Genomic DNA, 10,538 nt, shown 5'->3' on the forward strand with positions numbered 1-10,538 from the left:
ATGCAGCAGCTTATTTCATCTTTCAGGAACAGTTTAGCCAGCTGAAAATCATTGGAATAGGTCTTGGAATCACTGCGGTGATTTGTATCCTGCTGTCCAATCGAAATGATACTGGCACAGGAACTCGAGGTATGCTGTATCTGGGATTAGTGTGGGTCGGATATGCACTGATTGATGTGTTATTAAAATACACCACCAGTTTAGGATTACAGTTCGCTGTGACGCTGAACCTGATGTTCATTTGTGCCTTTATTTTATCAATGGCTTATCTAGTAATTAAATATCATCATTTTGGTGATTTGAAGCATATTGGTGCCGGGCTGGTTCTAGGGGGACTGAACTTCGCCAATATAGGGTTTTATGTTAAAGCGCATATGCTGCTAAAAGATACACCAGCGATTGTGTTTGCGGGAATGAATATTCTGGTAGTGGTATTTGGGGTACTTGCAGGCCTGGTCTTCTTTAAAGAGCGCCTAAAGCCTGCAAGCAGTCTCGGGTTGGTGCTGGGGCTTGCCAGCGTTATCTGCTTAGCCTATGCCATGTCTGCTTGACATAGGCACTGGCATAATCTAATGGTAGACGAATCAGGTCTTCTTTTTCAGCCAGGCCCAGAAGCATGCCAGCCTGTCGGCAGTGTGGGCAATGCGGATAACGATGCTGTTCATGCTTATATTGATGTAGATAGATTTTTTCGCAGTGTTTGCATTCAAATTTCATTGGTCTGGATGGAAGAACTGACATGGATACCTCTATTGTTATTCTGAATTATAAGTGTTCTTTAGTTAAGCAAAAATTAGGCCCATAATGACAAGTAAAGGGGCTTTGCGCCCCTTTTATAGCATAAAATGCTTACAGTTTGGTGAAAACATCTTCAGCTTTCAGACGGGATTTTGGCAGCTTGGCATTGAAATCATTTTCACTGCGGTAACCCAAAGTCAGGATTACGGATGGAATCAAGCCTTGTTCATTGAGCTTCAATTCTTCAGTAAGAATGCCTTCATCAAAGCCACCAATGGGCGTTGCATCTACACCTTCGATTGCTGCAGCAATTAACATTTGACCCAGTGCAATAAAGGTCTGGTTTTCCGCCCAACGCTGAATATCTCCTTTTTCATTACGGTAATATTCAACATAACCTGTACGGGTATTGCGCTGTGCTTCTTTGGCAGTTTCATCTTTAAAACGGCCGAGTATATCATCACGTTCCAGAAGATTATCTAAATGCTGCTCAGTAATGTCAGCTTTGGTGCAGAAAAGGATCGTATGCGAAGAATCCAATACTTTTGGTGCATTATAGGCATATGTGCCCACCAAAGCCTTGGCAATACGTGCTTTGGCATACGCATGGTCAGCGATAAAAAAATGCCAGGGCTGGATATTAATTGAAGAGGGAGCCAGGCGAAGAATCTCGGTCAAACGATCAAACTGTTCCTGCGGAATTTTCTTGGATGGATCATAAGCCTTTGTCGTATAACGAGATTCAGAAACCTTAAGTAAATCCATAACTGGACTCCATTCGTCTTTGTTGATCTTGGATGGGGGCATACAGTAAAGTCATGCTGTAAGTGAAGTGGATTATTACAATAAATTTCCTTCAGGCAAAGCGTAAGTTGTGCAGATATCTACTATTTATAATGTTAGCACTTAGAGCTTTGGCTAATGATAAAAGAGCTTTTCACTATTGGCACTTTTTGCCAAGAGGCGTTTAATAAGCTTATAAGTAATAACATGCAAGCGAGCGGGCGTATGCAATACACCAATTACTTCAAAAGAAAACTCAAAACTGAACAGCAAATCGGGTTATGGGTCGGTCTGGCAGATGCTTACGGTACAGAAATTGCTGCCAATGCCGGCTATGACTGGCTGCTGATTGATGGTGAGCATGCACCTAGTGATTTAAGAACCACGTTATCGCAACTACAAAGTATTGCAGCCTATCCATCGCAGGCAGTGGTACGTCCACCCATTGGCAGTGTACAGCTCATCAAGCAGCTTCTGGATATTGGCGCGCAAAGCTTACTCATCCCCATGGTTGAAACGGTTGAACAGGCCGAGCTGATGGTAAAAGCGGTACGTTATCCACCAGAAGGGATCCGGGGTGTTGGTGCAGCGCTGGCATGTGCTACTCGCTGGAATAGTATTCCGAATTATTACCAAACCGCCCATGAAGATATCTGTCTGTTGATTCAGATTGAATCGGTAAAAGGTCTGGAAAATCTGAATGAAATTTTAAAGGTTGATGGTATTGATGGTGTTTTTATTGGTGCAGTGGATCTGTCTGCGACCATGGGGTATCAAGGCAATCCAAATCATCCTGAAGTTCAAAAAGCCGTGATTGACGCGATTCAGCGGATTCGTGCTGCTGGTAAAGCGGCCGGTATTCTGTCGACACAACATGATATTACTCAAAAATATCTCGATTTGGGTGCTGAATTTGTTGCGGTCGGCGTGGATACCAGTGTGCTGATGAATTCTTTGCGTGAACGGTTATCTAAATATAAGCAGGGTACTGAAGTGGTGAAATCTGAAGGTGGATATTAGCCACCTAGTATTTTCCAAAATAACGAAAGCAACTGATTACAGTTGCTTTTTATTTGTCTTGGTTTTATGAGGTCAGGTTTTTAAACTGTTTCAGAAATCAATGCAAAGCTTTGATTGCAATATATTTAGTAATGCCAGGTCATCAGCTGTATTTCTTGCTCAGGATCACCAGAAAGTTCAAGAATCTGCGCAGATTCTTCTCGCCAGTCGCCTAATACAATCCGCTTTTTTCCATTTACATCATGAATATTGGCACGATGAGTATGACCATGAATCAGCAGATCGACATCTTGTAGTGCGGTGTTAACAGCATCTTGATTCACGTCCATAACCTCATAGCTTTTGAATTGCTGCGCTTCATGGCTTTTTTTACGGAAACCTTGTGCCAACCGGGCACGAAAAGACAACGGCATTTTTCTTAAAAAGCCGACTAACCAGGGATGACGGATAATTTTACGGAATCTTTGGTAGCTGATGTCATCAGTGCAGAGTTCGTCGCCATGTTCTATACGAATCTTTTTGCCAGCAATCGTTAAAAACTGAACATCGGACAAGAGCTGTCCTGTGAACTGATTTAGAAAATCTTTGCCCAAAGCGAAGTCACGGTTACCGACCAGAAAATAAACCTGATTACCCGCTTTGGTAAACTGTTTTAAATGCTCAATAATTTCATCCAGCCAAGGAGCGGTATAGTCGTCACCAATCCAGGCATTAAACCAGTCACCCAGAATATAGAGTTGGGTATTCTTATCTTTATAGGCGTCTAATAAATCTAAAAACCCCCGAACGAGTCGAGGGTGATCAGGTGACAAATGTAAATCGGCGATAAACAGATGGGTCACAAATCTTTTCCTTTTATTCCTCTCTAGATCCCTCATTCATATGAGGGATTTTCCATTACACCGTTTTAAAGCATCGCTTTAAAACTCATAAAGAACGGAGAGGACGTTTTTTATTCAGAAATGATTTTTGCAGATTCGATTACAACGTTCTCTAGTGGAACGTCAGCGTGGTAGCCACGGTTACCAGTGCGAACACCTTTGATTGCGTCAACAACGTCCATGCCTTCAACAACTTTACCAAATACTGCATAACCCCAACCTTGTGCAGTTTTGCCAGTATGGTTAAGGAAAGCGTTGTTTTTCACGTTAATGAAGAACTGAGCAGAAGCAGAGTGAGGTGCTTGAGTACGTGCCATTGCAATGGTACCAACGTCGTTGCTCAGGCCGTTGTCAGCTTCGTTTTCAATCGCGTCACGCGTTGCTTTTTCTTTGAAGTTTTCGTCCATGCCGCCGCCTTGAATCATAAAACCATCAATAACGCGGTGGAAAATTACGCCGTCATAAAAACCGTCACGTACATATTCTAAGAAGTTTGCCACTGTTTTAGGTGCTTTTTCAGCGTTTAATTCAAGAACAATACGACCTTTATTGGTGTTTAATTCGACTTGAGGAAAACTCATTGTGTAATCTCCTGATCATGACCTTTGAAGTCATGGGTTTTTTTGAATGAGAGAAGCATAAGCAAACTGTAATCGACAAGGCAAGCAAAAATATACTTTTCTCGGATAAAATTCTGAAAATCGTATCTTATTTATGCATTGTTCCAGCAGGCAAATACAGATGGTTGCCTGCGCTTTACCAATTAACAATGACACATTTTTTTGCAATAGTATGTTTCTTTTCTTAAACAGCGACATGCGATTAGATTTATGAAAAACTTTCGGACCATTCGTCCAAATTTGTATGCAATTGCAGCAGACCTAGCCTCATCATTTTAAAATGATTGAATAGAAAACAAATGCCACAGTTAGCAGTTGAGAGATTGATCACCTAAAGTTAAACTAGGGGACTTTAGTTTATGTTTTACGGCATGTCTAAAGCCTCCCGTAACAGGACATAAAACCCTTAATTTTAACTTTAGAAGTGAATGATTGATCATGAAGCCAAATGATGTTGTTACATCTCTGCCCGAGAACCCGACCCAAAACAAGAATGCAGTCGATTCAGCGCAGCAGCAGGAACAACAACCGGGCTTAGACTTTGTGCGCCAGATCATCACTGATGATTTAGAAGCAGGCCGTACCCAACAAGTGGTGACACGTTTCCCACCTGAGCCGAATGGTTATCTGCATATCGGACATGTAAAAGCGATCTGTCTGAACTTTGGTATTGCTCAAGAATTTAATGGTTTATGTAATCTGCGTTTTGACGATACTAACCCGGATGCTGAAGAACAAGAATATGTTGATGGTATTGCCAGTGATGTGAAATGGTTAGGTTTTGAATGGAATGGTGAGCCGCGCTATGCATCGAGCTATTTTGATCAGCTTTACACCTGGGCTATTCAACTGATCGAACAGGGCGATGCCTATGTGGATTTACAGTCTCCAGAAGAAATCAAGTTAAACCGTGGTAACTTTGTAGAACCAGGTAAAAACTCGCCACAACGTGATGCCACTGTTGCTGAAAACCTAGAGCGTTTTGAAAAAATGCGCAATGGCGAATTTGCGGAAGGTCAGGCTGTGCTTCGTGCCAAGATCGACATGGCGTCTCCAAACGTGCATATGCGTGATCCGATCCTATATCGTATCCTGCATTCTGAACACCATCAGACTGGCGACAAATGGAAAATCTACCCAATGTACGACTATGCGCATCCATTATCAGATGCCATTGAAGGTGTAACACACTCTTTATGTACACTGGAATTTCAGGATCACCGTCCATTCTATGACTGGGTGATCGAGAAAGTTCAATCACCAGCTGTTCCACGTCAGTATGAATCAAGCCGTCTGAATGTCGACTACACCATTACTTCTAAGCGTAAGTTGCGTAAACTGGTTGAAGGCGGATATGTGAATGGTTGGGATGACCCACGTATGCCAACTGTCGTGGGTATGCGCCGTCGTGGTTTCACCCCGGAAGGCCTGCGTGACTTCTGTAAGCGGGTAGGTGTATCTAAGGTTGATGGCAGTATTGTTGATGTAGCAATGCTGGAGTATTGCATTCGCCAGTCTCTGGAAAATGCTGCTGCGCGTGGAATGGTAGTACTTAATCCACTAAAAGTGACTTTAACCAATCTGCCAGCGGATATGGATCTGACGCATTCTCGTCACCCAAATGTGGATATGGGCGAGCGTGTGATTCCATTGACCTCTGAAATTTACATTGACCGTAAGGACTTTGAAGAAGAACCACCTAAAGGCTTTAAACGTCTGATTCCTGGCGGTGAAGTGCGTCTTCGTCATGCTTATGTCATCAAGTGTGATGAAGTGATTAAAGATGAAAATGGTGAAGTCGTTGAACTAAAATGTTCAATAGATCCTGAAACTTTAGGTAAAAACCCCGAAGGCCGTAAAGTCAAAGGTGTAATTCACTGGGTATCTGCAACGAAAGGTATTCCTGCAGAAGTTCGTATCTATGACCGTCTGTTCACTGAATCTGATCCAGAAACTGGGGATGATTTCCTGGCGAACCTGAACCCTGAGTCATTGAAAGTGGTGCAAGCCGTAATTGAGCCAGCACTTGCAGAGGCTAAACCGGAAGACCGCTTCCAGTTCGAACGTGAAGGTTATTTTGTAGCGGACCAATACGATCACTCAAGTGAAAAGCCAGTGTTTAACCGTATTCTGGACCTGAAAGACAGTTTTAAGCCAGGTAAATAAGTTGTTTCGGCTTGGTGACTTAAATTGTATTGATCATTTGCTGCCAAGGAAACCAATTGGCCTCGGCAGAGTCAAAACAGTTTGGTTCTAATACCTTTAGATAGCCCAACTCCGGTTGGGCTATTTCTATGGAGCGTAAAACAAAACATGATCGTCCGTGACAAAAGTAATAGTTTTAGTCTGCTGTTTGCGTGGCATGGCACCATTTTGCCTAAGGTATTACCCGCACTTATGTCAGTGATTCTGATTTCTGGGGTACTGGTTTATTTAAGCCGGGAGCACTTTTTTAGCCTGCCTGCAGTCCCTGCAATTGGCTTCACCATCTTCGGGGTAATTCTTTCGATCTTCCTGAGTTTTCGGAATACCGCCTGTTATGATCGCTGGTGGGAGGGGCGTAAGCTTTGGGGTGCATTGATTGCCACCACGCGTCACTTGAGTCGGGATACTCACATACTCGATACTGAAAACAGGGAATTGCTCTTATACCGGATGATGCTGTTTACCCATTTATTGCGCGATCGTTTGCGTCAGCAAGAGAGTAATATTGAGCATTACCAGCCGGATACAGGGTTTGATCCAATTGCTTTCAATCAGCTTAAGCAACAGGTTAATCCTGCACAATGGGTATTGGAACAGATGCAGAAACAGTTAGTAGAATGTTATCGAACAGAGCTGATCTCCGATATTATTTATAATAACCTTAATCAGCATACGGTAGAGCTCGGAAATATTCAGGCAGGTTGCGACCGGATTCTGTCGACGCCGTTGCCATTTTCTTATTCCGTACTGTTGCATCGAGCAGTATATTCTTTCTGTTTTATTCTGCCTTTCAGCCTGGAAGCCAACTTGGGGTTATGGACGCCAGTCCTGGTGGCATTGATTGCCTATTTGTTTTTAGGCTTGGATGAGTTGAGTGCCGAGCTAGAAGAACCTTTTGGACTACAGGACAATGACCTGGCGCTTGATTCAATCGTGCGCTTGGTCGAACGGGAAACTTTAAGTTCTATAGGACGGGAAATACCTGAACCTTTAAAGCCTTGGAAAGGGCATCTGAGTTAAGTCAGTTATTTTCATCCATATTAAAAGCCCCATTTATTTGGGGCTTTTAATTAGCGTTTTTTCAGGTTGCTGAGTATGTTCTTGGAACTGTTCCTGTAGCTCACGGTATTGCTGTAAGCGTCGTTTTGCTTTGTCGCGTAATTTCTTTTTAATATATAGTGCCAAGGCAAAGCAAGTGGTGGTTAATGTCAGGAACATACTGTTCATGAAGCTCATCATCGAACTGATATAACCAATGGTGGTCAGACGGTTCATCATGCGGATCACCTGCGGGCTGCTTTCCACGCCAGTAATCGCCCAGGTACATAGATGTTCACAGTTATTGATAATCAGATGATAATTATTTTCATGCATGCGTGAACGCATACGACGCACAACTTTACGGCCCTTGTATTTGGTATGTGCATATTCCTGAACCTGGATTGGTTTACCATGACTAAACTTGTCAATCGAGGTAATTTCAATCGGGTGCTTTTTAAATAAGTGTGCAAAACCGGAATAATGGATTACACGACCTCGTCCGGCATAAATACCATGATGGGTATAGCCGAAGTGTTTGACCATAAGGTGAGCACCTAAGGGAAAACGTTGAGTTTGTTGCATATGCCACTGAATGCCAATTGATGTACAAATGTTTCAAGAAACCAAGTTTAACGGGTTTTTGTGATTTTATCGATGTTTATGTCTGAAAAATCAGCGAACTGATCAGTTGTGGTTAATAATGGAATGATGAAAAAAAGTAGAAAGCTTAAAATTAAAATAGCCTAAGCACTATTGAGGATCACTACTCAACCAAGACAAGAGCTAGAGCTAGAGCTAGAGCTAGAGCTAGAGCAGAACATACAGATTGAATAATGCTTCTATTTAAAAGTTCCAGCCAATAAAAAAGCATTTGCTTTCACAAATGCTTTTTTAAAATAAAGCCTCACCACTACTGTAATGGCAAGTGCTGCAGTTCATTCAGTTCCTTACGGCTATAGCCGCGAGAAGCGAGAACTTTTTTGATACCGACAATCACGTCTTCATCAGTTGCTTTTGCCAATGCTTCAAGAAGCTGTTCATTTGACTTACAAGCGCAGTCATTTTCAACACAAGCAATTTGATTCTTGTGTTCATTTTGTTGTTCAGCAGTGAACAACTTTTGCCAAAAACTCATAGAGCCTTCATACATGATCTAACATAGCTTGAAATATAGCCAATTAAATAAATAAAGCAATAGGACCTATGTGATAAAAGCAGCAAACGGTCTTCAAAATTTCCGATTGCAGCCGGTGTTTCAAACGATATTATTCAGTTGAAATAATGAAATTCATGTATAAGTCCATTATTTTAAAAACAAAAAATGGAGCTATTAGAAACTCCATTTATGTAACAAAAAAATAAATTGAAACAATATTTTTAGCGTTTTTCCAGCAGCACACCTGACTCCACATGATGGGTATATGGGAACTGGTCGAACAGGGCAAATTTAGTAATTTTATGCGTCTGAGACAGCTGTTTCAGATTGTCATGCAATGTATCTGGATTGCAAGAAATATAGATGATACGTTCGAAGCGCTGCAGTAACTTGAGTGTTTCATCATCAATACCGGCACGTGGTGGGTCGACAAAGATGGTATCGAAGTCATAAGTTGAAATATCAATTTTGGCTTCTTGCAAACGACGGAACACACGTTCACCGTTATAGGCTTGGGTGAATTCTTCAGCAGACAGACGAGCCACCTGAATATTGTCGATACCGTTCTGCTGAATATTCCATTCAGCTGCATAGACTGAAGATTTCGCCAGTTCGGTCGCTAATACACGACGGAAGCGGGTAGAGAGTGGTAAGGTAAAGTTGCCATTACCACAGTAAAGCTCCAATAGGTCTTTATCAGACTGCTGTGCAGCATTGCATGCCCATTCCAGCATTTTCTGGCAGACTTGCGCATTGGGTTGAGTAAAACTGCTTTCAATTTGCTTATATTGATACTTGCGATCGAACACAGTCAATACTTCAACAACATAGTCATCAGTTAAAATGATTTTCTGCCCACGACTACGACCAAAAATCTTAATATTGAGTTGTTCTGATATGGCTTTAGCTGCAGCTTCCCATTCAGCAGTCAGTGGGCAACGATAAACCAGTGATACCAACATTTCACCTTTTAAAGTGGCAAGAAAATGCGCTTCAAAGAGACGATTTGATAAAATAGGCTCAGCCTTAAGTTCTGCCAATAAGCGTGGCATTAAGGCATTAATACTGCGGTCGGCAACCGGAAACTCATCAATACGGATGACTTTTTTATTATTGTTCTCATCACGTTCAAACATGGCATAAAACAGGTCATCTTCAGTATGCCATATCCGAAACTCAGCACGCATGCGATAGTACTGTTCAGGTGATTCGAATACTTCTAAAGCAGGTGGTTGATATTCGGCAAATTGCGCGCTAATGCGTTCAACTTTGGCATCCAGTTGTTGCTGATAAGATGAGGTCATATGCAGTAAAAATCGCAAATATTTTGAAAGCCAAGATGGTAGCAAAAAATTGCTGTTCTGCCTAAGACTATTCAGGGAAACAGGCTGGAAAAGCTGCTAAAAAAAGCCAAATCTACAAAGGGGAGAGATTTGGCCTTAAGAGGAAAGAAATTAAAATAAGTGATAAAGCTGTTTATAAGCCTGACATGGTCATCAGACTGGCATTACCACCTGCTGCTGCGGTATTAATGCTAATTGCACGTTCAATTACAAAACGTTCCACCGGAATCTCATAATTTCCGGAACTTAGATGAGTAATACCTACAATTGGACCTTGACGTGTTGCAATACGCTGCTGCAGATCAATCAGTGCAGAAGCATCACCATGATGCAGTACAGCTTCGAAATCACCAGATTCGATATCTTTAATCACTTTAATGGCCTTTACCACTTTTGCTGGCATACTTTGTAAATGTTTAAGTATGAAAGTATTGTCTGCCAGTATAGCCGGGCGACTACCCACCGATAAAATCGCCAGTAATTGCTGAATCTGATCAGCATCATTCGTTGCCAGAGATAATATACTTTCACGTGGCAAGATCATGTACTGGTTTTCTTCACCTGTTGGACCTTGCAGGCTAAAGCTGTGCCCAGTTGTGATTTTAGCTGGAGTGGTTAAGGAAATCGTTGGGAAAGTTTTATATACCCAGGCTTTAAATTCCTGTAGCAATGGATTTTCAAGCGTTGCCTGAGCAGAATTCATCGCATAAGGTTGAGCTAACTTTTTCTCAGATACCTGATGCATTAAACG

9 protein-coding genes and 2 pseudogenes are annotated in these 10,538 nt (G+C 42.0%); 4 read left to right on the forward strand and 7 right to left on the reverse strand.

Annotation, left to right across the window (positions count from 1 at the left end; translation table 11 throughout):
- Positions 1 to 551, forward strand: a pseudogene (locus tag B4033_RS03425) (EamA family transporter); the annotation flags it as partial.
- Between the two features lie 298 nt (positions 552 to 849).
- Here B4033_RS03425 and nfsB read toward each other — a convergent pair.
- Entirely contained in the window at positions 850 to 1,503 is a 654-nt protein-coding gene (gene nfsB / locus B4033_RS03435) for an oxygen-insensitive NAD(P)H nitroreductase (RefSeq protein ID WP_286832115.1), read from the reverse strand.
- Positions 1,504 to 1,746: 243 nt separating this feature from the next.
- Between nfsB and hpaI the strand changes: the two genes are divergently transcribed.
- Positions 1,747 to 2,541 (forward strand): 4-hydroxy-2-oxoheptanedioate aldolase, encoded by a 795-nt coding sequence (gene hpaI / locus B4033_RS03440; protein ID WP_108676030.1) that lies wholly within the window; start codon positions 1,747 to 1,749, stop codon positions 2,539 to 2,541.
- 125 nt (positions 2,542 to 2,666) lie between these two features.
- Here the strand turns inward: hpaI and B4033_RS03445 are convergent, their stop codons facing one another.
- Both B4033_RS03445 and B4033_RS03450 read right to left on the reverse strand, forming a co-directional pair.
- Entirely contained in the window at positions 2,667 to 3,383 is a 717-nt protein-coding gene (locus B4033_RS03445) for a UDP-2,3-diacylglucosamine diphosphatase (RefSeq protein WP_286832116.1), read from the reverse strand.
- Positions 3,384 to 3,493: 110 nt separating this feature from the next.
- The gene (locus tag B4033_RS03450) at positions 3,494 to 4,003 is read right to left on the reverse strand and encodes a peptidylprolyl isomerase (protein ID WP_004812701.1); all 510 of its coding nucleotides are present in this window, start codon (positions 4,001 to 4,003) and stop codon (positions 3,494 to 3,496) included.
- Between the two features lie 477 nt (positions 4,004 to 4,480).
- On the opposite strand from B4033_RS03450, the gene B4033_RS03455 reads away from it, so the two are divergent.
- Together B4033_RS03455 and B4033_RS03460 are read left to right on the forward strand one after the other, a co-directional pair.
- Positions 4,481 to 6,208, forward strand: a complete 1,728-nt coding sequence (locus B4033_RS03455) for a glutamine--tRNA ligase/YqeY domain fusion protein (RefSeq protein ID WP_286832118.1) — start codon at positions 4,481 to 4,483, stop codon at positions 6,206 to 6,208.
- Positions 6,209 to 6,355: 147 nt separating this feature from the next.
- Complete coding sequence (locus tag B4033_RS03460; protein WP_286832120.1) at positions 6,356 to 7,267, forward strand: bestrophin family protein; 912 nt, start codon at positions 6,356 to 6,358, stop codon at positions 7,265 to 7,267.
- Positions 7,268 to 7,300: 33 nt separating this feature from the next.
- On the opposite strand, the gene B4033_RS03465 is transcribed toward B4033_RS03460, so the two are convergent.
- The 4 genes and pseudogenes from B4033_RS03465 to B4033_RS03480 form a co-directional block, all read right to left on the reverse strand.
- The gene (locus tag B4033_RS03465; protein ID WP_004812708.1) at positions 7,301 to 7,870 is read right to left on the reverse strand and encodes a lecithin retinol acyltransferase family protein; all 570 of its coding nucleotides are present in this window, start codon (positions 7,868 to 7,870) and stop codon (positions 7,301 to 7,303) included.
- Between the two features lie 328 nt (positions 7,871 to 8,198).
- Positions 8,199 to 8,423 (reverse strand): hypothetical protein, encoded by a 225-nt coding sequence (locus B4033_RS03470; RefSeq protein ID WP_008305254.1) that lies wholly within the window; start codon positions 8,421 to 8,423, stop codon positions 8,199 to 8,201.
- A 242-nt stretch (positions 8,424 to 8,665) separates the two neighbouring features.
- Entirely contained in the window at positions 8,666 to 9,748 is a 1,083-nt protein-coding gene (gene trmA, locus B4033_RS03475; RefSeq protein ID WP_286832123.1) for a tRNA (uridine(54)-C5)-methyltransferase TrmA, read from the reverse strand.
- 172 nt (positions 9,749 to 9,920) lie between these two features.
- Positions 9,921 to 10,538: pseudogene (locus B4033_RS03480) on the reverse strand (trifunctional transcriptional regulator/proline dehydrogenase/L-glutamate gamma-semialdehyde dehydrogenase); the annotation flags it as partial.

This window comes from Acinetobacter sp. UBA3132 (assembly GCF_002364825.1).
GTDB lineage: Bacteria > Pseudomonadota > Gammaproteobacteria > Pseudomonadales > Moraxellaceae > Acinetobacter > Acinetobacter schindleri.

Excerpts from the sequence above, each read along its gene's own strand:
- nfsB (WP_286832115.1), bottom strand. The coding sequence starts at position 1,503 with ATGGATTTACTTAAGGTTTCTGAATCTCGTTATACGACAAAGGCTTAT.
- hpaI (WP_108676030.1), top strand. The coding sequence starts at position 1,747 with ATGCAATACACCAATTACTTCAAAAGAAAACTCAAAACTGAACAGCAA.
- B4033_RS03450 (WP_004812701.1), bottom strand. The coding sequence starts at position 4,003 with ATGAGTTTTCCTCAAGTCGAATTAAACACCAATAAAGGTCGTATTGTT.
- B4033_RS03455 (WP_286832118.1), top strand. The coding sequence starts at position 4,481 with ATGAAGCCAAATGATGTTGTTACATCTCTGCCCGAGAACCCGACCCAA.
- B4033_RS03460 (WP_286832120.1), top strand. The coding sequence starts at position 6,356 with ATGATCGTCCGTGACAAAAGTAATAGTTTTAGTCTGCTGTTTGCGTGG.
- B4033_RS03465 (WP_004812708.1), bottom strand. The coding sequence starts at position 7,870 with ATGCAACAAACTCAACGTTTTCCCTTAGGTGCTCACCTTATGGTCAAA.
- B4033_RS03470 (WP_008305254.1), bottom strand. The coding sequence starts at position 8,423 with ATGAGTTTTTGGCAAAAGTTGTTCACTGCTGAACAACAAAATGAACAC.
- trmA (WP_286832123.1), bottom strand. The coding sequence starts at position 9,748 with ATGACCTCATCTTATCAGCAACAACTGGATGCCAAAGTTGAACGCATT.